This is a genomic window from Chryseobacterium sp. SIMBA_038 (assembly GCF_046535115.1).
Taxonomy (GTDB): Bacteria; Bacteroidota; Bacteroidia; order Flavobacteriales; family Weeksellaceae; genus Chryseobacterium.
Genome location: NZ_JAWRXH010000007.1, coordinates 157,556 through 181,065 on the forward strand (window position 1 = coordinate 157,556; position 23,510 = coordinate 181,065).

Annotated in this window: 18 protein-coding genes; 5 read left to right on the top strand and 13 right to left on the bottom strand. The window is 33.1% G+C overall.

Translation table 11 applies throughout. The annotated features are described in order from the left end of the window. Nucleotides 1–137: 137 nt before the first annotated feature. The 4 genes from SB689_RS18300 to priA all read right to left on the bottom strand — a co-directional run bounded on the left by SB689_RS18300 (nucleotide 138) and on the right by priA (nucleotide 8,192). A complete protein-coding gene (locus tag SB689_RS18300) occupies nucleotides 138–2,069 on the bottom strand; it encodes a M1 family aminopeptidase (RefSeq protein WP_410693534.1) in 1,932 nt (643 codons plus the stop codon). Nucleotides 2,070–2,131: 62 nt separating this feature from the next. Next, complete coding sequence (locus SB689_RS18305) at nucleotides 2,132–4,027, bottom strand: M1 family aminopeptidase (RefSeq protein ID WP_410693535.1); 1,896 nt, start codon at nucleotides 4,025–4,027, stop codon at nucleotides 2,132–2,134. A gap of 90 nt (nucleotides 4,028–4,117) precedes the next feature. Continuing rightward, on the bottom strand, nucleotides 4,118–5,590 hold the full coding sequence (gene dacB, locus SB689_RS18310) for a D-alanyl-D-alanine carboxypeptidase/D-alanyl-D-alanine-endopeptidase (protein ID WP_410693536.1): 1,473 nt from the start codon (nucleotides 5,588–5,590) through the stop codon (nucleotides 4,118–4,120). Between the two features lie 160 nt (nucleotides 5,591–5,750). Then, on the bottom strand, nucleotides 5,751–8,192 hold the full coding sequence (gene priA / locus SB689_RS18315) for a primosomal protein N' (protein WP_410693537.1): 2,442 nt from the start codon (nucleotides 8,190–8,192) through the stop codon (nucleotides 5,751–5,753). A gap of 108 nt (nucleotides 8,193–8,300) precedes the next feature. Between priA and SB689_RS18320 the strand changes: the two genes are divergently transcribed. Further along, nucleotides 8,301–8,771, top strand: coding sequence for a hypothetical protein (locus SB689_RS18320; protein ID WP_410693538.1), 471 nt, complete (start codon nucleotides 8,301–8,303; stop codon nucleotides 8,769–8,771). On the opposite strand, the gene SB689_RS18325 is transcribed toward SB689_RS18320, so the two are convergent. The 7 genes from SB689_RS18325 to SB689_RS18355 form a co-directional block, all read right to left on the bottom strand. Further along, the gene (locus SB689_RS18325) at nucleotides 8,768–9,676 is read right to left on the bottom strand and encodes an AEC family transporter (RefSeq protein ID WP_410693539.1); all 909 of its coding nucleotides are present in this window, start codon (nucleotides 9,674–9,676) and stop codon (nucleotides 8,768–8,770) included. The two genes, SB689_RS18320 and SB689_RS18325, sit on opposite strands and share 4 nt — an antisense overlap. A 110-nt stretch (nucleotides 9,677–9,786) precedes the next feature. After that, nucleotides 9,787–12,270 (bottom strand): beta-mannosidase, encoded by a 2,484-nt coding sequence (locus tag SB689_RS18330; protein ID WP_410693540.1) that lies wholly within the window; start codon nucleotides 12,268–12,270, stop codon nucleotides 9,787–9,789. Next, nucleotides 12,270–12,647, bottom strand: a complete 378-nt coding sequence (locus tag SB689_RS18335) for a GxxExxY protein (RefSeq protein ID WP_410693541.1) — start codon at nucleotides 12,645–12,647, stop codon at nucleotides 12,270–12,272. Before SB689_RS18335 ends, SB689_RS18330 begins: the two co-directional genes overlap by 1 nt. A gap of 186 nt (nucleotides 12,648–12,833) precedes the next feature. Continuing rightward, nucleotides 12,834–13,496 (bottom strand): copper homeostasis protein CutC, encoded by a 663-nt coding sequence (locus SB689_RS18340; protein WP_410693542.1) that lies wholly within the window; start codon nucleotides 13,494–13,496, stop codon nucleotides 12,834–12,836. Nucleotides 13,497–13,526: 30 nt separating this feature from the next. Next, nucleotides 13,527–14,066, bottom strand: a complete 540-nt coding sequence (locus tag SB689_RS18345) for a hypothetical protein (RefSeq protein WP_410693543.1) — start codon at nucleotides 14,064–14,066, stop codon at nucleotides 13,527–13,529. Nucleotides 14,067–14,159: 93 nt separating this feature from the next. Continuing rightward, the gene (locus tag SB689_RS18350; RefSeq protein ID WP_410693544.1) at nucleotides 14,160–15,155 is read right to left on the bottom strand and encodes an isoaspartyl peptidase/L-asparaginase family protein; all 996 of its coding nucleotides are present in this window, start codon (nucleotides 15,153–15,155) and stop codon (nucleotides 14,160–14,162) included. Between the two features lie 230 nt (nucleotides 15,156–15,385). Continuing rightward, a complete protein-coding gene (locus SB689_RS18355; RefSeq protein ID WP_410693545.1) occupies nucleotides 15,386–17,641 on the bottom strand; it encodes a family 20 glycosylhydrolase in 2,256 nt (751 codons plus the stop codon). 105 nt (nucleotides 17,642–17,746) lie between these two features. On the opposite strand from SB689_RS18355, the gene SB689_RS18360 reads away from it, so the two are divergent. Next, nucleotides 17,747–18,559, top strand: coding sequence for a DUF4197 domain-containing protein (locus SB689_RS18360; RefSeq protein WP_410693546.1), 813 nt, complete (start codon nucleotides 17,747–17,749; stop codon nucleotides 18,557–18,559). Between the two features lie 371 nt (nucleotides 18,560–18,930). After that, nucleotides 18,931–19,197 (top strand): hypothetical protein, encoded by a 267-nt coding sequence (locus SB689_RS18365; protein ID WP_410693547.1) that lies wholly within the window; start codon nucleotides 18,931–18,933, stop codon nucleotides 19,195–19,197. 65 nt (nucleotides 19,198–19,262) lie between these two features. Here SB689_RS18365 and SB689_RS18370 read toward each other — a convergent pair whose 3' ends face one another. After that, a complete protein-coding gene (locus SB689_RS18370; protein WP_410693548.1) occupies nucleotides 19,263–19,916 on the bottom strand; it encodes a CoA transferase subunit B in 654 nt (217 codons plus the stop codon). A gap of 281 nt (nucleotides 19,917–20,197) precedes the next feature. Here SB689_RS18370 and SB689_RS18375 point away from each other — a divergent pair, with 281 nt between their 5' ends. Together SB689_RS18375 and SB689_RS18380 are read left to right on the top strand one after the other, a co-directional pair. Continuing rightward, nucleotides 20,198–22,006, top strand: coding sequence for an ABC transporter ATP-binding protein (locus tag SB689_RS18375; RefSeq protein ID WP_410693549.1), 1,809 nt, complete (start codon nucleotides 20,198–20,200; stop codon nucleotides 22,004–22,006). 10 nt (nucleotides 22,007–22,016) lie between these two features. Continuing rightward, nucleotides 22,017–22,697: a DUF3575 domain-containing protein gene (locus tag SB689_RS18380; protein WP_410693550.1), complete on the top strand. Its 681-nt coding sequence runs from the start codon at nucleotides 22,017–22,019 to the stop codon at nucleotides 22,695–22,697. Nucleotides 22,698–22,763: 66 nt separating this feature from the next. Here the strand turns inward: SB689_RS18380 and SB689_RS18385 are convergent, their stop codons facing one another. After that, nucleotides 22,764–23,465, bottom strand: coding sequence for a CoA transferase subunit A (locus SB689_RS18385; protein ID WP_410693551.1), 702 nt, complete (start codon nucleotides 23,463–23,465; stop codon nucleotides 22,764–22,766). Between the last annotated feature and the right edge of the window lie 45 nt (nucleotides 23,466–23,510).

Here is a 23,510-nt window from a genome sequence, read left to right on the forward strand (position 1 = left end):
TGTATTCGTTCTATCCGATGTTCTAAATTATTAATTCAATTTCTCTCTGGTATTAATAAATTTAAAATCAGGGAGAAATTAAAAAACAAAAACGAACCCATAAGTCCGTTTTCATTTGTATTATATTTAAGCTTTAACTAAAGTTTAATAAATTTAATATTCTTGTCTTTTATCGTGAAAACATAAGTTCCGGGAACTAGCTCTGAAATATTAATCGGTTTATTAGGCTGATAAGTATCTTTTCTCACTAATTTTCCGTCTACAAAATGGATCGTGAAATCTGTTGGTTTGTCAATTCCTTTTAAATACAATTCATTCTTCGCAGGATTTGGATATAATGAAAATTTATCTATATTTAAATCTGTAGTAGACAACGTATTATCTTGTGATACCGTAGAATTTCTCTCCAACATTTGGTATTCGTAATTGAACTGAACACTTGCAATCGGAAAAGTCACAGATTGTGTAAAATATTGATTGTTTGTCGTATTATTTAAAGCAAAATAAGCTGTTTCTCCTCCTGTTCCTGTCACTTTTATTGGAAGTGGCATTTCAAAAAAGCTTACTGTAGGGCTACTTTGTGTTTGTGATGCTCTGAATGTCACCTGATTTCCAACCTGTCTCCATTTGATATCATAAGTTGGATATCCTTCTCCGTAAATCCAGTCGTTAAAAAATTCTGTGAAATCTTTTCCTGTGGATTGTAATAAAGAAGCACTTAAGTCTTGTGTTTTAGCATAATTATACGCTAAATTCGGTCTTGAGTGATAATCTTTTAATGCCTGATAAAAAGCTGTTTCACCTAAAACCCATTTGATCATTCTTACAACATATCCACCTTTTGCATAAGACAATCTGCCACTGAAAATATCACCAATATTTCCTAATTTTGAATCCGGAACATACGTACTTCCACCTGTTGAACCAGTAACATAATCTTTCTGACCAGACAAATAATTCATAAACTGTACATTCGTCATTAGTAATTTTTCATTAGCTAAATGTTCACCGAATGTCGCAAAACCTTCATTCAGCCAAATGTCATTCCATGCACCGCAAGTAACTTTATCTCCGAACCATTGATGAGCCAATTCGTGTGCGATTACCGGTTTATTCCAACCACTCATAGAAGACATCGTTTGATGTTCCATACAAGTCCCTCCATATTGAAACTCCATGTGACCGTATTTTTCATTTCTGAAAGGATACGGCCCAAAATAGGTTTCAAAAGTATTCATGATCTGCTTCGTCCAATCAATATCAGCCATAATAGATGGATTATTGGCAGAAGTCGGATATATATAATTCACAAAAGGAAATGGTGGATTTCCCATCGTATCATTCAATTTAACAAAATTCGTGATCGAAAGGGCGACCAAATAAGCCGATGTGGGATACATTGTTCTCCAGAATGTCAGTTTCTGACCACCCGAAAGTGAAGTTTCAGACATTAATTTTCCGTTCGCAGCGACACTGTATTGAGAGGGTGTTGTGATTTTAAAATCAAACCTGTCGATTTTATCATTCATGCTTTGCTTGGTCGGGAACCAGTCCTGTGCGCCGTAAGGTTCATTTAATGTTGAAAGAATTGGCGTCCCGTTTTGAGAACCTGTGGCAAAAGCATTATTACTTGTTGCAGGAGGTCCTGCATATTGTATTGTTAAAGAATCCAGAACATTAGCCGGAAGAGAAGATTGAAAATTGATTTTCAATTCCTTCGTTGGAAGTTGCTGAAAAGCAAGATTTGTTCCGTGATACTGAACCTGAGAAACCGTTAATGTATTCGCCAAATCAAAATAAATACTGTTCATACTTTGAGTCGGTTTAAAATGCGAAGTCACAGAGCCCGCAATATTATACACTGTTGGATTTAAAGTAACATCCATTCTCTGATACTGCAAATCGTAATTTAAAGTATTGGGATTGATGTTATAGGCAGTCATTTTATGGGCAAAAGATTTAGCTTCTTTTGCAATCAGACCTTTCATTTCTATATTTTGATCCTGATTTTGGCTATAGATTTGTTGAAAGGCTAAAACACCTAAAACTAATAGATAATTTTTTTTCATATTTGATACACTTTAGTTCATAGCTAAGCTACAAAAAAGCCATTAAATGATGGCTTTTTTATTTATTTTTTCAGAAGCTTAATCCTATTTTCGTTAATATTCAAAAAATATACACCAGGAATTAATTCTGATATATTTATTGGCTTATTTACCTGATAAACACCCTCTTTCACTATTTTACCATCAGAGAAATAAATTTTATAATCCACGGATTTTCTTACACCTTTTACATTAAGTTCATAACTTGCAGGATTTGGATATACAGAAAAATTATCAAGATCTGTTTCCGCAGTTCCTAATGTATTATCTAATGTTACCGTAGAATTTTTTTCGAGAATCTGATATTCATAATTAAACTGAACACTTGCCACAGGAAAGGAAACCGACTGTGTAAAATATTGATTATTGGAAGTATTATTCAAAGCAAAATAAGCGACTTCACCTCCATTTCCTGTTACTTTTATGGGTAAAATCATATCAAAAAAACTTACAGAAGCATTACTTTGAGATTGGGAAGCTTTAAACGTGATCTGATTTCCCATCTGTTTCCATTTAATAGTATAAGTTGGATATCCCTTACCGTAAACCCAATCATTAAAAAACTCTGTAAAATCTTTTCCTGTAGACTGTAATAATGATCCTTTTAAATCCTGAGCAACAACATATTTGTACGCAAAATTCGGATTAGACTGATAGTCTCTAAGAGCCTGATAAAATACGGCATCGCCCAAAACCCACTTCATCATTCGTACCATATATGCTCCTCTAGAATAATAATCTTCTGTTGCAACACTTTGATTAGTAAAACTTGTACAATAATTTTTTTCGCTCAATAAGTAGTTTAAAAACTCGGTATTGTTCATTAAAAGCTTTTCGTTGGCAAGATGCTCTCCAAATGTTGCAAAAGCTTCATTAAGCCAAAGATCTCCCGGTGTACCACAAGTAACTTTATTACCAAACCATTGATGCGCCAACTCATGAGCAATTAAGTACTTTTCCCAGCTACTCATTGATGACATTGTTTGGGTTTCAAGATTAATATAATTATAAAGAAATTCCATATGACCATATTTTTCATCTCTAAAAGGATAAGGACCGAAATAATTTTCAAAAGTTGCCATGATTTGTTTAGTCCATTCTATATTAGTCATTGAGGTTGTATTAGCTGCAGTATTGGGATAAACGTAATTTACAAAAGGAAATGGCGGGTTCCCGATCGTACTGCTCAGCTTCACAAAATTTGTAATTGAAATTCCCACCACATATGATGCTGTAGGATACATTGTTCTCCAGAAAGTAAGTTTTTTTCCGTTTGGAACAGAAGTTTCAGACATCAATTTTCCGTTTGCAGCAACATTATATTGGGAAGGTGTGGTAATTTTAAAATCAAATCTTTCGATCTTATCATTTAAACTTACCTTAGTTGGAAACCATTCCTGCGCTCCGAACAACTGATTAAAAGTAGAAAGTACCGGAGTTCCGTTTTGAACACCTGTAGAGAATGGATTAAGTAACAAACTAGTTGTTGGTGATCCTGAATAATTTATCGTAAGAGAATCCAAAACATTTGCAGAAATAGAAATCGGAAAATCAATTTTTAACTCTTTGGTTGCAGAAAGACTTTGAAAATTAAGATTAATCCCATGATACTGCACCTGAGATACCGTCATTAAACTCGAAAGATCAAAATAAATACTGTTTATGTTTTGATTCGGGATAAAATGTGAGGTAACAGATCCTGAAATATTTTGAACAGCAGGATCTAAAGAAACATCCATTCTTTGATAACGAAGGTCATAATTTAAAGTATTCGGATTCGGATTACCACCTGCTCCCAATTTATGGGCAGCTGATTTCATTTCATTCTTTCTAAAGGATTTTATTCCTTGATCTGAGGTCTGTGCATAGAAGCATTGTGCCAAAAATATGGCCAGCCAAAAAATAGTTTTTCTCATCATCACTTGATATATTTATTAAGGTATAAATATAAAAAAACCTTTTAATCATTGATTAAAAGGTTGTTACAAATATTGAAAATAAGAATATTTTTAAAGATCTAATGCTGGCTCTAGAATTTTTTCCATTCTTTTCTTCACCATATCCACAGATCCTGAATAATTATTAACTAATAACGAAAATACTAAAGTCTTCCCTGAATTTGTTTTCATATATCCAGCTAACGCTTTTACTTTATTTAAAGTTCCTGTTTTAGCGAAGATTTGTCCGTTTCCTGTTCCAACGAACATTCTTTTCAACGTTCCGGACTGTCCACCAATTGGCAATGAAGTTAAATAAGTCTTGTAATATTTCTCATCCATTAAAGATGTTAAATATTTAACCTGAGAAATCGGCGTTACATTATTGCTTCTTGAAAGTCCGCTACCGTCGATGTAATTTAATCCCATCATATCAAAACCTTCTGCTTTCAAATGATTGGTTACTACTACTCTACCAGATTCAGAAGTTTGATCACCTTTACTTTGGAAACCTACTGTTTTCAATAAAGCTTCAGCTAAAGAATTATCACTGTGCTGATTCGTGTAATAAATAATATCACCTAAAGTCGGAGATTTATACGCTGAAACCAATTTTCTGCTTTCAGGAGTAGCATCTGTCATTCTAGGAGTTACTTTTCCGGTAACGCCTATTCCGCTTTTTACCATCGTAGCTCTTAAAGTATTTGCTAAATAAGCTGGTGCATCGGGTAATTTTGTTGTTAAAATTCCGTCACCTTCGTATTTGTCTGCAAAAACCATTTGACTGTTGTAAGGAGAAACATAGAAATATTTCTTCTCTCCTGAGAAACTGTTTCCTTTTTTAACGATCAGTTTTTCGTTGGCAGGATTGATTTCACGAGTTGTACCAACCGGCAAATAGTAATTATTGTTCTCTAACCAAACAACATTTTCCGGAAGTCTCGAAATGTTACCTTTGAAAAGCGCTGTCTGAATAATAATATCACCATTTACCTTTTTGATTCCCTCACGAGACATCCCACTGATGAAGTCTGAAATAATATCTCTGTAAGAATAAGCTCCGGCTTTGTTCGTCCCTAAAGACGGATCGCCACTACCTACAACATACAGATTTCCGTTTAAAACTCCATTTTCGTCTACACTTCCTGAGTATTCCAATTGAGTCATCCAACGATAATTTTCACCTAACAGGTTCAAAGCTGTTTCAGTAGTTAATAATTTCGTTGTAGACGCTGGAACAAGAGGAGTATTTTCGTTATACGAAGAAATTATTTTCTTCGTTTTCGGGTCATACACTACAAATCCCCAAGTTGCATTTTTCAGCACAGGATCTGCCATCATTGTGTTTACATTAATATCTACCAGCTCTTTAGCCGACAAAATCGTTTTCTCCACAACTGAAGTAATGGGAGAAGGCAAGTTTAAACTACTTTTTTGATTGTCGTAAGCCTGAGAATAAAGAACGGTAGAAACAGTAGATTGAGCGAGGAATAAACCAGAAGCCAATACTGCTGCACTTGAAAGATATTTTCTGAAATTTACCATCTATTTTGTTTTTGTTTCTTATTTGATTCCAATAAAAACGATTTGTTAAAAATCATTTAATATAAGACTCAAACATTTAATCAACGTCCAAAAGTAGATATTATTGTAATAGGTCGGGCTTTTTTGGGTGATAAAAGACTCTAAATTATGTTAAATATTGTTAAAAATCCACTAAAACGTCTTTTTTGATGCTTTGGTAAGCAGTAATCTCATCAAATTCTTTCAAACTTAACAAAACCATTTCTTTAAATTTTTCATAGTTTTTCCCTCTCGGAAGCTTCAGCATAATTTGAAACTGATAGAGATTATTAAGTCTAGCAATCTGCGCTCTTTCAGGACCTAAAACACAATCTTCCGGAAGATATTTTCTTAAAATAGACCCTAAAAATTGGGAAGCGCGATCAACTTTATCTTCTCTTCTATGTTTCATCTCGATCATAATCAGCTTTGTGAAAGGCGGATAATGGAATTTCTGACGTTCTGTGAGGAAATATTTATAGATTTTAGCCGTATTATTCATCTTGATCAACTGAAAAACAGAATGATCCGGATTATAAGTCTGAATTAAAACTTTTCCTTTTCCTGAAACTCTTCCCGCTCTTCCTGAAACCTGGGTAATCAATTGATAAGCTCTTTCCTCCGCTCTGAAATCCTGAACATATAGTAAGGAATCCGCTTTTGGAATACCCACCAATTCTATATGATCAAAATCCAATCCTTTGGAAATCATTTGAGTACCAACTACAATATCGGTTTCGCGATCTTCAATTTTCTCGTATAATTTTTCGTAGGCGAATTTCTTACGCATAGAATCCACATCCATTCGGTCTACTTCATTTTCAGGAAAAATTTTAGAAATTTCTTCATGAATCTGTTCCACTCCAACTCCTTTTTCATTCAGTTTTTCAGAATGACATTTTGGACAGGCTTTTGGCTTTGATGCTCTCTGACCACAGTAATGACATTTCATTTCATTGGCAGCTTTGTGGTACGTCATCACAACGTCGCAATTGGAACAGTAATTAACGTAGCCACAACTTTCACATTCGATAACATTCGCATAACCACGGCGGTTGTGTAGAATTATTGCCTGATTTTTATCGTCTAAAGTTCTCTGGAGTTCTTCAATTAATCGCATGGAAAAATTTCCTGATATCTTTTTAGAATCCTGAGCTTCTTTAAAATTAATTAATTCAAATTCAGGTAAGTTGACATTTCCGAAACGTTCTGTCAGGAAAATATACTTCATCTTCCCTTTTCTTGCGCGATAATAACTTTCAACAGACGGTGTTGCCGATCCCAAAATCACTCTTGCATCATAGAAACTCGCCAAAACCAACGCCGAATCTTTTCCATTAAAATATGGAGTAAACTGTTTGTAAGCAGAATCATGTTCTTCATCAACAACAATTAATCCTAAATTCTGATACGGTAAAAACAAAGAATTTCGTGTTCCGATAAGAATTCGGATATCGTTTTGCTTGATTCTTCTCCAAACTTCTACTCGTTCGAAATCCGTAAGTTTTTGGTGATAAAAACCGATTTGTCGTCCATATTTTTTTTCTAATCTTTGGGTAATTTGCTTGGTTAAAGAAATCTCAGGAAGTAAAAACAATACGTTTTTTCCTTCATTGATGCATTCTTCAATTTTATCTAAATAAATATGGGTTTTTCCGGAAGAAGTAACACCATGAAGCAATACATTTTCCTTGGCTTCAAACGCTTCATCAACCTCAGCTTTTGCTACTTTCTGCTGTTCGGAAAGTTCTTCAATTTCTTCAATTTCGCCATCATAGCTTTCGATCCTGTCTTTCTGCATGTAATATTCTTCAATCAGATTTTTATCTGCTAAAGATTTGAAATGCGAGCTTCCAAAATTACCATCTGCAAATAAGTCGGATTTCTTTATAAAACCTGATGGATCTTCTGTCTGTTTATCCAGAATAATAAGAAAAAGGTCTTTTTGTTTTGGAGCTTTATTCAGCTTTGAAAGGATTTCCGTAAGATTTTGATTATCTAAAACCGATTGATTAATTCTCACGTAAGCAACTTCCTTTGCTTTGTATTTTTCCGTTATTTTTTCATCAATTTCAATGTATTGAAGGTCAATCAAAGAATTGATGGTTTTAATAATATCCTTTTTTTGAATAAAGGCCTCAATATCTGTAAGATTGATGAGCTGTCTTACTTCTAAGGCCTGAATGAGATACATTTCATTCACATCCAAATTTTCAAAATCAACTGTTACATTGGGTCTTAATTTTAAATAGGTTTCACTTTCCAATTTCAAGGAAGATGGAAATGCGAAACGATAAATTTCGCCAAGACCGCATAAATAATAGTCGGCAAGCCAGTTCCAGAAGTTAATCTGCTCTTTCGGTAAGATCGGAGCATCATCCAACAAACTAATGACTTCTTTAGCAACAAAATTTTCAGGTTCGTTGTCATGAAGTTCAAATACAAGTCCCGTGTATATTTTCTTCCCACCAAAAGGAACCAGCACACGCATTCCAGCTTGAATTACAGACATAAGCTCTTCAGGAACTTTATATGTGAAAGAACCTTTTAAATTTAATGGTAAAACAATTTGGGCGTATCGCAAAGGGAAATATTTAAAGTGTAAAATTAAATGTTTCTTTAGAGAACTGCAATTTTTTCTATTTTTATCGTTCTTATATCAATTTAACTTTTCAATTTAATACAACTAACCATGAAAAAAATCTTTGCATTATTATTTTTATTTCTTCTCACTATTATTCAAGCTCAAGAAAAAACTTCTTTAAATAAGGGAGAAATTACTATTCCGATCGGTAAAAAACTTTTACTTAAACCTGAGTTCAAAGGAAACAAAATAATCAATTTTGAAATTATTAAAGAAGAAAATCTTACAGAAAAAATAGATCTTTTTGACAATCTGGAAAATTTTAAGAAAGATAACATAAAAGATAACAGTATTGAACTAACATTTTCCGAAGCTCAAATGATGACATCTTCTGTTTACGCTCTTCTTACAATTCAAAAAACAGGAAAAAAAATGATCTTTAAAGCTAAAATAAGATTAAAAGGAGATAACCAATATCAATCAACTTCTATCTTACCGTCTGCAAGTAACTCTTCACATGTGGAGCAATGGCAAGATAATATTGACTCTATTATTTTGTCTGATTTTGAGTTAAATTAAAATATTAATTCAAGAATATGATACCAAATCGCTGTTGTAAAAAATCCTACAATTATGCTGAATCCTATTGTTAAATTCGTCAGTTTGGTATTTAATCTGAATTGTTCTGCAATAATACTTGCCGTAACAACGGCCGGCATTGCAGCTTCAAAAATGGTGATTTTTGCAATATTTCCTTTTATTCCTAATAGTAAAGCCAATCCCAGCATAATTGCAGGAGCCAAAATCAATTTATATAACATGGAAACTGACATTTGTGGAATTAATTTCTTCCAACCATTGAATTTTAGCTGTAATCCAACCGAAAACAGCGCCAATGGACTTACAGTTGCAGCAAGTTTATCAAAAAACGGTTCTGCTAAAGTGAAATCTATAAATTGAGATAAAATGAGAGCCGCAATACAACCAACAAGCGGAGGAAAGGTGATCAATCTTTTTAAAATAAATTTTGCACTTACCTGTCCTGATTTGCTTCCACCTCTTACTGCTGCAATAATTCCTAATGTTGAAAGTGAAAAGAACATGGTTTGATCACAAATGACCGCAATACTTAAAAGACTTTCTCCATAAAAAGCAGAGATCAAAGGAAATCCGATAAATGAAGTATTGCTATAACCGCTCACCAACTCCATTGTACTCCTAGACCGCCTTGAATAGCCTTTGCTTCTACTATAAAACATCATGAAAAAGAAACAGAAAACTGCCGTTAAAAAAGTAGCTGCAATCGGAAAAAGCATTTCTGTTGTCCATTGAATTTTCGGTAAATATTTAAACGAAACCGCAGGAAGCGCAAGATATAAAATCCAAGTATTAATGCCTTTGTGAGCATCGGGATGAATAGATTTTGTTGCCTTGAAAATCATTCCCGCCAAAATGCAGACTGCGATCAGAACAAAATTTACCATGTGTAAGAAATATGACGCAAATTTACAGTTGATTTTTGAGTTGAGAATGAAAACTGGTATTTTTTACATAGTTTTTGTTGTTTTGGACGAAGAAAATTTTTTAAAAAAAATTAATTATTAATCGTATCCCAAAGACTTAATACCTCAACTTTTTCCAAAGGTTTTGAAAGAGTTATTCTTTTCGACGTTTTTGGGAGTAAATCGAAGAAATTATCACTAAAATGCGTATCTCCCATTAAATAAACATCTTTTGCTAAAATATCGGTGGAAATTTCAATTTCTGTCGGAGAAATTTTCTTGATTTTGATATTAGGTTTTGTTAGTTTTAAATCTTTCGGTTTGGAGAAGAAATAATTGTTTTGAGCGATGATTTTCTGTTTTTCATCTTTTAAAGTTAATCGTAAAAAGACTTCATCTTTATTGAAATTGGAAAGTAAATTTTTAATTTCAATTGGTTCGAATTTTAAAATTTCTTCCAAACTTTTTCCATTTGAAACGACTTTTTTATTTAAAATTTCACCATTAAATTTTATAACCTGAATTTCTAGATTTACATTTTCAAATGTATTCAAACTATCATTAATAGCATAAAAGTTTAAAACTCCATCTTTCTCATCCGTCAAAATAACCTGATTTTCAAAGCTCCTCTTAACTTGATAATGCAACGCCTTCCAGTTTCCTAAATAATCAATTGAAGACCATGAAACTACCGGCCAGCAATCGTTCAACTGCCAATATAAAGTTCCCATATTGTAAGGTTTTGCACGGCGGTGAGCTTCAATAGCAATCTGCATTCCGAGGGCTTGAAGTAACTGAGAAACATAGTTATATTTCACAAAATCTGTTGGAATATTATAATCCCTTTTCATATAAGAATTAATGATTTCCCAACCTCTAGCGTGTTTTTCATGAGCTTTAATTGTTCCATTTTCCATACTTAAATTAGGAACTCCAGAAAACATAGACTTTGTAGTTTCCAATGTCGGCATTCCTTGAAAACCATATTCTGAAGCAAATCTTGGAACTTTTTCGTTGTAAATTTCAAACGGTTGTTCGCCCCACCAAACGCCCCAATAATGGGAATCTCCTTCGGTCAGACTTTCTTTGTGCCCCCAACCAATCGATGGTGAGCTTGGCCAATAGATATTTTTATCAGCAGTTAAGTTTTCTTTTAACGTGTTGGGAATTAATTCATGGAAAACTTTTTTATAGTCTTTCCAAACCTGAAGAGAATCTTCTTTTGAATATTTGAACTGCTTTTGATATCCCCAGTTGACAATCGCTTCATCAACTTCATTATTTCCGCACCACAAAGCAATTGACGCATGATTTTGAAGTCGGTTAACCTGATCTTTTACTTCTTCTTTTACATTACTTAAAAATGCTTCATCAGACGGATAAAAGCTTCCCGCAAACATAAAATCCTGCCAAACCAGAATTCCGTTTTCGTCACAGGCTTTGTAGAATTCATCGTCTTCGTAAATTCCTCCGCCCCAGACACGAATCATATTCATATTCGCTTCCTTGGAATCTTTGATGAGTTTCTGATATTTTTCTTTGGTAATTCTGGGTGAAAAACTATCTGATGGAATCCAGTTTGTACCTTTTGCATACATTGGGTTTCCGTTGACTTTAAAATAAAAAGATTTTCCTTTTGTATCTTTTTCCTGAATTAGTTCAATCGTTCTTAATCCAATTCTTTCCGTTTTATTATCTACAATTTTTGAATCTTTTTGCAGAGAAATTTTAATATCATATAAATTCGGATCACCCCAACCATTCGGCTGCCAAAGTTTTGGATTGTTGATTGTAAAAGGAATCTGAATTATATTTCTTCCTTTCTTTAATTGAAAATTATTTGATTGATTATTAATGGAAACAGCATATTTCCCTTCTTTTTTAGCAACAATTTCGGTTTGAATATTTAATTCTGCTTTTTGCTTTGTTAAACTTTTTTGCTCAATTTTTATGTTTTCAATTTTAGCATCATTCCAGAAATTCAACTTAACATCTTTCCAGATTCCTGCCGTAACCAATCTCGGTCCCCAATCCCATCCGAATTGATATTGCGCTTTTCTCACAAAACTTCTTGGCGATTCCGGCATTGTAAAAGGAACTTTTTTTGCCAATTCTTTTCCTACATTTACTGCAGATTTGAATTTAATTTGCAATAAATTATCTCCGGCTTTCAGATACTTCTTAACGGGAATTTCCCATTTTCTGAACATATTATCGGTTTTCTTCAATAGTTTTCCGTTCAGATAAATTTCTGAAAAAGTATCTAATCCATTAAAAACCAAATCAATATTCTGATTCTTTTTTTCGGCTGATGAAATTGTAAATGAAGTCTGGTAATCCCAATCTTCATTTTCTATCCATTGAACTTTCTTTTCATTTTCATCTTTGTAAGGATCAGGAATAATTTTATTATTCATTAAATCCAAATGAACTGTTCCCGGCACCGTAGCAGACAGCCATTTATTTTCATTTGAATTTTTAAATTGCCATTTTCCAGAAGATAGATTCCGTTCAGAAAACTGTGCAAAAATGATATTTTGAATGAAGAGGAAAGCAAAAAGGATCGTTTTGTTCATTATAAGTTATTTACAATTCTATGAATTCCGTCTTTGATAAGAGGAGTATTAAAGTTAATAAGAAGTCCAAGTTTTAAATTTGTAAATTTTAAATAAGTCAATAGTTGAGAATAAAAAATCGGATGAATTTCTAATGTTGCCTTTATTTCAATAACAACCTTATTTTCTACTATTAAATCAACCTTATAAGCATTTTCAATATTTACTCCTTTATATTTTAAGGGTAGATATAATTGTTGTTTTACATTAAATCCCGATTTTTTCAATTCATATGCTAAAGCTTGTTCATATGCATTTTCTAATAATCCTACTCCTAAATTTCTGTGAACTTCGAGAGCTGATCCTATAATTTTATAGGATAATTCGTTTTCTGTCATTTGTGTTTGTATTTTATTTTTTAACGCAAAGAGTATATTTCTTGATGTTAAAATTAAGGAGCAAAGATTAATCAATAAATTGATTTTGATTAAGCATACGTTTTATTCAAGCTTCATCAGCGACTTTGTCGCAATTCTTTGCTCCTTAAAAGTAAACCGTCTGTATATTAAACTTTGCGTTTAAAATCAACTGTTTTTCAAAGCTAAAACCTCATCAGCATTCGCGAAAGCACCACCATCAGTAATCGCAGAAGAATGGAAATATTCAGCTTTTGTAAGTCCTCTAATTTCTTCAATATTTGTTGAACGAAGTCCGCCGCCGACAAGTATTTCGATTCTTCCATTAGATAACTCAACCAGCTTTTTCAGGTTTTCCCTGCCTTCAGAAACATTTGGTTTTTGACCTGAAGTAAGAATTGTTTTGAAACCGCATTCAATTACTTTTTCTAAAGAATTTTCTAAATCTTTTGCTCTGTCGAAAGCACGGTGAAACGTACATTGATAAGGTTTTGCAAGTTCAACCAATTCTTTGTTTTGTTCAATGTTTACCTCATCATTTTTATCTAAAATTCCGAAAACAAAACCATCAACATTCAATGATTTTAATTGAATCAATTCAGATTTCATTTGTTCAAATTCTGCATCAGAATAGGTGAAATCTCCACCACGAGGTCGAATCATCACAAAAATCGGAATGTCTATTTTTTCTATAAGCTGTTTTGCAGTTTCAAAGTTTGGCGTTGTTCCGCCTTCGCTCAATCCATCGCACAATTCTATTCTATCGGCTCCGTTTTTGAAAGCAATGATTGCTGATTCTGGGTTGAAGCACGCTATTTCTATTTTTGACATTTCTGAATATTAATTTTTAATTTGAAAATGTTATTGAAGGACATCAGCTATAAGAAATCCTTCTTTTTCCTTTACTAATTTTACCTGAATTGGATATTCTGCTTTATATTCTTTATCCTCAAGAACTACATCAAACAAATAATTGTTTCCATCTTGAGAAATGAAATTGCATTTTGAAACTTTAATTTCATTCCAGTCTTGTCCGGAAATTAAAAAACCTACATCTATTCCGGCTTTTTTTGTATCAAATTTATTCTTCCATTTTTGATCAAATTCCTTTTCCGTAAGACTTCCATCGGTATCCATTTCTACATTGGTAGCATCCGTTTTATACTCGTAATAATCTTTGGTTGTAATATTTTGCATAGCCGAATCCATTGTGGAAAGATCTGTCTTGAAAAATTTCTCAATACTTTCTGTCAGCCATTTTTTTGCTTCTTCGGATTCATTAGGTTCAGGCTTTGTAACTATATTTTCTTTCGGAGCTTGATTAGCCTTGATGATTGTATTTTTGTTTTCTTCTTTGCAGGAAAGAATTAAAAATAATGACGAAAGAATTATTAATCTCATTGATAGTTAAGTTTTGGCTAAAGCCAATTGAATATATTACATTTTGAAAACGGGCTAAAGCCCGTTCCTATTGATATTTAAATGTCTGAAAAATTATTTTAAAGCAAATTCAGGTTTTTCCAAGCGATTTCCTTTTTGGTCGTAAACCGCAAAATTAAACCCATCCTGAATACAATACGAACCATATTCCCCTTTTTTATTGATCGCAATAAAGCCAACCTGAATATCTTTTAAATTCTTATTTCTTTTCTTAGTAATTTCTACAATCCTTTCAACTGCTTCTTTACAAGCTTGTTGAGGCTTTTTTCCTTGTCGCATTAATTCAACCACCAAATGAGTCCCAACCATTCTGATTACTTCTTCACCGTGACCTGTCGCCGTTGCTGCACCAACCTCATTATCAACGAATAAACCCGCTCCGATAATTGGTGAATCTCCTACTCTGCCGTGCATTTTAAAAGCCATTCCACTCGTTGTACAAGCTCCGGAAAGATTTCCCTGAGCATCCAAAGCTATCATTCCAATCGTATCGTGATTTTCAATGTTTACGATAGGTTGATATTTGCTGTCTTTTAACCATTCTTTCCATTCTTTTTCAGACTCGGCAGTCAGAATATTTTCTTTTTTAAAACCTTGAGAAACTGCAAATTGTAAAGCTCCATCACCTACCAACATTACGTGTGGCGTTTTTTCCATCACGGCTCTGGCAACAGAAATCGGATTTTTAATATTTTCGATACAGGCAACTGAACCAATATTGTAGTTTTCGTCCATAATACAGGCATCCAGCGTCACTCTTCCGTCTCTGTCTGGGCGACCACCGTAACCGACACTTCTTTCAGTTGGATCATTTTCAACCAAACGAACGCCTTTTTCTACCGCATCCAAAGCTCTTCCACCTTTTCCTAAAATCGTCCAGGCTTCTTCATTGGCTTTTAATCCGAAATTCCAGGTTGAAAGTACGATTGGTTTATTTACAATTTTATTATCTGTTTTAGGTAAATTTTCAGCAATTAAATCCAATGGATTCAACAATAATGCTGAAGAAGCGAGTGCTGTATTTTTAAGAAATTTTCTACGTGAGTTCATAGGTTTTTATAATATTTAGTTGCAGGTCTTTAAAAACTTATTTAATTTTTTAACCACAAAAGTTACAAAAGATTAACACTTTAGTTATTTTAAGTTGCTCATTGAACTACAGATAAGAACACATAAGTTAAAAATCTTTGATTTTTCCTTTTAGCGGCTTTTGCTTTCTCAAAAAATTAAATTTTAATAAGCCATTAATACCTTTTGAATCTTTTGTGGTTAAAATTATATTAATTTGCTCCGATTTCATCAACAAAGAGCCAAGCTTTTGAGTCGGCTCCCGGATTTCCGGCCGGAATAATTCCTGCGTTTTCTATTTTAATTTTAATATATTTTGAGTTTTGATTTCCTACATTTAATTTAATCTTTCCTTTTGCATTTTGGATTTCATCTTTTCCGATTTCTTTAATCATTTTGAAATTTTTATTATCATCAGAAACAAAAATTTGTGCAGATTTTGCCATGTGAATCCAGCTTCCCTTATTTTCTAAGGTATTAAAATAGACTTCTGAAAATTGAGTTTTATTTCCTAAATCAATCGTTGCTACAACATCTTTTCCTTGGAAGCCTAGCCACGTTTTTCCTAACTGTCTTTGATTTCCAATAATTCCATCAATCAAAGTAAAGGCTCCACCAAAAGAATAATTTTCGCTTGGCTGTTGTTCTAACGTAATATTTTTCCCTGTAGTCTTTGAAGTTGTAAATTGTTGAGAAGAAATTGCACTTTTCAATTGTCCGTTTTCAAAATAAGCCGATTTAATGGTCATTGATTTTGAAACAGGAATCGGATTTTGATAGGTCTGAGAATTTGCAGTCGGATCTGTCCCATCTAAAGTATAGCCAATTCCGCTTGGATTTTGTGAGGTTGAAAGTTCATAAGAAACTCCATTATTATTCGGAACCACCTTTCCTGAAACGTTGTAAATGCTTTTTGCATAATTCACGTTCATTTTATCCAAAACTTTGAACTGTTTGATTACTCTTCCTTCAAATTCTTTATAATTTTTAGGATCTGACGTTCCCCAGCCAACTTCCGAAAGTGCCATCAATCTTGGGAAAATCATGTATTGAACCTGTTTAAAATCTTCAATATATTCTGTCCATAAATTGGCTTGAACGCCTAAAATATATTTTGCCTGTTCAGCATTCAATTCTGTAGGAATCGGGTTGTAAGAATAGACTTTATCTAATGGTGTAAATCCACCAAAAGCGTTTGGTTCAGACTGCGGATCACCCTGATAATGATCAAAATAACAAAAAGATCCGGGAGTCATTACTGCAAAATGTTTTGATTTTGCAGCTTCGATTCCACCGTTTACGCCTGTCCAGCTCATTACGGCTGCGTTTGGTGCTAACCCGCCTTCTAAAATTTCGTCCCAGCCAATAATTTTTCTGCCTTTTTTGTTGACATATTTTTCAATTCTGTGGATGAAATAACTTTGTAAACCGTGTTCATCCTTCAAATTATTTTTCTTGATTAATTCCTGACAATGAGCACATTCCTTCCATCTTGTTTTCGGGCATTCATCACCTCCGATGTGAATATATTGAGATGGAAAAAGCGCAATAACCTCATCTAAAACATTTTCTAAAAACTTGAACGTTTCATCTTTCGGACAAAAAACATCATCAAAAACTCCCCATTTTGTTGCGGCCTCGAAAGGCCCTTTTGTGCAAGCCAATTCAGGATATGCAGCCAATGCAGCTAATGCGTGACCAGGCATTTCAATTTCAGGAACTACTGTGATATGGCGATCCGTAGCATATTTTACCACATCTTTTATTTGATCTTGCGTATAAAAATAAGGCCCGTAAAGTTTTCCGTCAAAAGTATTATCAACGTAAGCTCCGATCATTGATTCTTTACGTTTTGAACCGATTTGCGTTAATTTCGGATATTTTTTAATTTCAATTCTCCAACCTTGATCGTCTGTTAAATGCCAATGAAATGTATTCAATTTATACATTGCCAGATAATCGATATACTGCTTTACCTCCTCAACCGTGAAGAAATGACGGCAAACATCCAAATGCATTCCGCGCCATGCAAATTTGGGCTGATCTTCAATTTTTAAGGCCGGAATTTGTTTATCCGTTTTATGATCTTCAAATAATTGAATTAATGTTTGAAGCGCTAAAAAATATCCCTGTTTTGTATAAGATTTAATTAAAATCTGTTTTGAATTGATTTCTAGTGAGTAAAACTCATCATTTTGTTGAGAATTAGTCGATTTTGGTAACTGAGAATATACCAAATGAGCCTCTGATTTCCCTGAATTCTGAAATTTCTGAGTTGAACCTTCCTTCTTTTTAAAGTATTCTGTTTCCTCTTTCGGTAAATCACTATTTAACATAATAATGTCAGGAATAGTAAAATTTCCCTCATTTATTTGAACTTTTTGAGGATATGGAATTAAATTCAGTTTTTTTTGAGAAAAAATTGTAGTTGAAACTAGTATAAAAAACACTAAAAAAGCTCGTATCATTGGATTTGATTAAGGTTTTAGCTAATATAATTATTTTCTGAAAACTTCAACAACCTTTTTAACTTATTAAAAAATAAATCATCTAATTTTGCAGAAAAATATACAATGAGAAAAACAATTTTATTAGCCGGCGTACTGCTATTTTCAGTTTCTGCACAGGCGCAAATTTTAGATATTATAAAATCTACAGTAAAAGATAAAACAGGTGTTGACCTTAATAATCCTGTAAAAACAAACACGTCAACCTCTACTACGACGACGACTCCTACAAAATCAACTTCTACATCTCCTATCAATTTAGGCAGCCTAACTTCTACTCAAATTTCATCGGGTTTAAAGGAAGCTTTAAATCTTGGGGTAACTGAAGGCGTGAAAAAATTAGCTGTAACAGACGGATTTTTTAAAAATGAAGCTGTAAAAATTTTAATGCCTGAAAAACTTAGAAAAATTGACACCACACTTCGCGCGATTGGTTTGGGAAGTTTAGCTGATCAAGGTGTGAAATTGTTGAATAGAGCTGCGGAAGATGCAGTGACAGAAGCTACACCGATTTTCGCCAATGCAATTACTTCGATGACGATTACAGATGCAAAAAATATTTTATTGGGATCTAATAATGCTGCAACGACTTATTTGCAGGGTAAAACTCAAAGTCAGTTGTTTACTGCATTTCAGCCGAAAGTGAAAGCTTCATTAGGAAAAGTGGGTGCTGATTCGGTTTGGAAAAGTATCATTACAAAATACAATACTTTCACCGGACAAGCTGTAACGACGGATATTAATGAATATGTTACCACAGAAACCATCAACGGAGTTTTTAAAATGGTAGCACAAAAAGAAAGCGGAATCAGAGATACTCCTGCCATGAGAACAACTTCTATTTTACAGAAGGTTTTTGGAGCGCAGGACGGTAAATAACCTCTTTCTCCACATTTAATAAAATCTTAGACATATTTAACTCTGCTCATATTGGCAGAGTTTTTTGTTTTTTGAAATTTTACGTCTTACAAAATAACTACAGGACGTAATTTCATTGTTATAAAATGAGTTCATTTAAAAGGTGTTTAACAAACTTTAACTTAAAAATAAATCACTTAATATTGAATACTTTTCAAATATTTATTGAAAATGATAAATTACTTTTATCATTTAGTGTTAAATTATTTATTTTTTATTGAATAAAAGACATTCTTATTTATAAGTTAACAAACAGTAAATCAATAAGAAAAACTGACAATTATATAACTCTTTTTTTAATTTATTTTTTATTTTTGCATAAACTAATTATTATGACATTCAGTGAAGCTGTAAGAAGTAAGAAAAAATTCATTACCAATTCTAGTAATTTTATGCAAACTATTTATCATTGTTTAATAATTCCTAGTATAGAAGAAGAGGCTACAAAATATATTACCGATTTTAAAAATTCACCATCATCATTTATAGATGAAAGCTGCAAACTTTACAGTTCGGATGCAGATTTTAAATTATGGGTAATTCCCATAAAAGATTTTAAGCATAGCCATGAAAAGGTAATGGTAAAAATATCAGAATAATTTATTTGTCTTAATTACAGTATATAGCTAAAAAAACCTTGTCAGTGACAAGGTTTTTGTTTTATTTAGAATTGCATTTCAGGAATTTCGCCTTCAATGATCAGATCTGCTTCTGTAGATTTTATAATGTGTTCTACTGAGATTCCCGGTGCTCTTTCCACCAATTTGAAACCTTCAGGAGTAACATCTAAAACTGCGAGTTCTGTTACTACCCTTTTCACACAATTAACTCCGGTTAAAGGAAGTGTACATTTTTTTAAGATTTTGCTTTCTCCGGCTTTGTTTACGTGCATCATCGCAACGATAATATTTTCTGCAGAAGCAACCAAATCCATCGCACCACCCATTCCTTTTACCATTTTTCCCGGGATTTTCCAGTTGGCGATGTCTCCGTTTTCTGAAACTTCCATTGCTCCAAGAATAGTAAGATCTACTTTCTGACCTCTGATCATCCCGAAACTGAACGCAGAGTCGAAGAATGAACCACCTTCTAAAATTGTGATAGTCTGTTTTCCAGCGTTGATGACATCCGCATCCTCTTCACCTTCAAAAGGGAAAGGTCCCATTCCCAGTACTCCATTTTCACTCTGGAATTCTACGGAAATACCGTCTGGAACGTAGTTCGCGACCAACGTTGGGATTCCTATTCCAAGGTTTACATAGTAACGGTCTTTGAGTTCTTTTGAAATTCTTTTAGCAATTTGTTCTTTTGTGAGCATATTAAAAACTTAGACTGCAATTTAAATATTTTCACTTGAATACAAAAGGGCTTTATTATTCAAAGTTATTATTCCCATCTGAATTAGGGATAAAATTTACTTTTTAAAAATATCTATAAGCAAAGCCTTCCGAGAATATCCTTGTCAAGGTTCAAAACCTTGACAAGGATATTTTTTAACACAAAGATTTCTTCAATGATGAAGAATGACAGATTAAGATAAAATTATTAACACCGTTAGTCAAAATAATATTGTTAATTTTGTGCAATTATTTATTAGAAATGAAAATACTTTTAAAATACCTTAAGCCTTACAAATGGTTGATTGCCTTTTCTTTATTTTTGGCCACCATTAATCAGGTTTTCTCTTTATTTGCACCGGCCATTACAGGTAATATCCTTGATAAACTGGTTACGCATCCTAACTTTTTTGATAAAGAAAAACTTCTACCCAGAAATATGGATCAATATTTATATGGAGAAGGAATTTATCATGGTGTGTTCTACTTTTTAACATTATTGATTGGAACAGCAATGGTCAGCCGAATTGCGAAAGCATTTCAGGATTATGCAGTAAGTGTGATTACTCAAAAGTTTGGTGCGAAAATCTTTACAGATGGTTTGAAACATTCAATGGCGTTGCCTTATCAGGAATTTGAAGATCAGAGAAGTGGTGAAACACTATCAATTTTAACGAAAGTAAGAGAAGATACTGTAAAATTTATCACGAGTTTTATTAATATTTTCTTCGGAATTTTGGTAAGTATTATTTTCGTTTCGGTATATGCAATTCGTTTGCACTGGTCGATTATGCCTGTTTATATTTGCGGAATTTTTCTGATTGCATTTATTACCAACTTATTAAGTAAAAGAATCAAAAGTATTCAGAAAAATATTGTTTCTGAAACTACAGCTTTAGCAGGAAGTACAACGGAAAGTTTAAGAAATATTGAGATTGTTAAAAGTTTAGGTTTAACCAATCAAGAAGTTATCCGTTTGAATAATAATACGTATAAAATTCTTGGGCTTGAACTTAGAAAGGTGAAAAGTATCCGTTCTTTAAGTTTTATTCAGGGAACGATGGTGAATTTTCTTCAACAGATGATTACCATGACTTTGTTATTATTAATTTTTAAAAACATTGTAACTCCCGGACAATACTTATCCCTAATGTTTTATGGATTCTTCATCTTTGGTCCGATGCAGGAAATAGGTAACATCATTATTTCTTATCGTGAGGCCGAAGCTTCTCTTTTTAATTTTGATAATTTAATGAAAAAAGAGGTGGAAGAAAAACCACTTCATCCAAAACAAATTGGCGCTATTGAAGAATTGGAATTTAAACATGTGTCTTTCAAGCATCAATCTGCTCAATATAAAGCCTTAAATAATATCTCCTTTGATGTTAAAAATGGAGAAACCATCGCTTTTGTCGGACCAAGCGGTTCAGGAAAAAGTACGTTGGTGAAATTGTTGGTTGGATTGTACAGACCTCAGGAAGGCAATATTTTTTACAATTCTATTAATGGAAAAGAGTTTGATTTTGATGAATTGAGAAATCAGATCGGTTTTGTAACCCAAGACACCCAGCTTTTTGCAGGAACCATCAAAGAAAATCTTCTTTTTGTAAATCCCAATGCTACAGAAGTTGACTTGGAAATTGCTTTACAAAAATCGAGCTGTACTGCATTACTGGAAAGAGCAGAAAAAGGCATCGAAACCGTTATTGGTGAAGGCGGACTGAAATTGAGCGGTGGTGAAAAACAAAGAATTGCCATCGCAAGAGCGCTTTTAAGAAAACCTCATTTATTGATTTTTGACGAAGCAACTTCTGCTTTGGATAGTATTACCGAAGAAGAAATTACCTCGACTATAAAGGATATTTCTAAAGAAAAAGAACAAATTACCGTTCTTATTGCGCACCGATTAAGTACGATTATGCATGCAGACCGAATTTATGTCCTTGAACGCGGACAAGTCATAGAAATGGGTTCTCATGATAATTTGATTGCTGAAAAGGGATTATATTATGCAATGTGGAGACAACAAATTGGGGAAAGAAAGATGATGCAAAACGTTGACTTAAAATAAACTAATTTTAATGAAAAAACTTTTAACCATTCTTGTTTTAACGTTTTCAATTTCGATTTTTGCCCAAGAATCAAAGGAAAATAATTGGATTTTGAAATTGAACGCAACGCAATTAGTTGATGTCGTTTCTTATCCCACTTTGCAAATTTCTGTTGAAAGAAAAATCAATCCGTACTTCAGTGTGAATGCGGAAGTTGGTTATCAATTATATGATTTTAGCAAACCAGATACAGTATTTTTAAAATCAAAAGGTTTTAAAGCCAGTCTTGAAGGTCGTGTGTATTTATTCAAAATGCTTCATTCGAGAATTGAATCTAAACGAAATGAATTTTATGTTGGATTGCAATTGTTTTATCGTGAAAACGAGAGCACAAATTCTTTAGATTATTCGCCAAAAGATGATGATACGAAGCAATATACAGATAATTTCGGGACAAAAAGGACAGCAAAAGGTTTCAATGTAACTTTTGGAAATCAAATTTCAGTATCGAAAAAAATCATCTTGGAACCATTTATTGGATTGGGAATGATGAATCGAAAAATAACAAACAGCGATATTGAATATAATGAGACAAAGGATACCAGAAATGGAACAGGACTAAAACCACTTTTCCAAAAATTAGATCTGGAAGAAAGTTCCGGAAATTTGTTTAATTTTTGTTTTGGGTTGAGGATTGGATATAAACTTTAAAATAAAAAATTACCCCGAAAAATTAAGTTTCGGGGTATTATTTTCTAAGAAAAGTAATGCAAAAGATTATTCTTTCGTTCTAACTGTTCTCTGTTCAATTCTTTTTTCAAATTTTTCTCCCTGGAAAATTCTTTGAATCATAATTCCCGGAATATGAACTTGATTAGGATCTAATTCTCCCGGTGCTACCAACTCTTCTACTTCAGCAATCGTAATTTTTGCTGCACCAGCCATCGGATGGTTAAAATTTCTTGCAGATCCTTTGAAAATAAGATTTCCTGCGTGATCGCCTTTCCAAGCTTTAACGATAGAAAAATCTGCTTCATAAGCATGTTCTAAAATATGAGGTTTCCCTTTAAAATCTTTTACTTCTTTACCCTCCGCCACTTCAGTTCCGAAACCTGCAGGCGTGTAAAAAGCAGGAATTCCAGCCTGAGCCGCTCTGCATTTTTCAGCAAGAGTTCCCTGTGGAGTCAATTCAACGTCTAATTCTCCTGAAAGCATCTGTCTTTCGAACTCTGCATTTTCTCCTACATAAGAAGAGATCATCTTCTTGATTTGTCTTTTATGAAGCAATAATCCCAATCCGAAATCATCAACACCTGCATTATTTGAAATACATGTTAAATCTTTCACATCGCTTTCTACCAAAGCATTAATTGAGTTTTCAGGAATTCCGCAAAGTCCAAAACCGCCCAACATTAAAGTCATTCCATCATTAATTCCTTCGATGGCTTCCTTTGCATTTTTTACTCTTTTATCTATCATGAAATATTAGATTTTTCTGTTGGTTAAATTTAATAATTTTTCTCA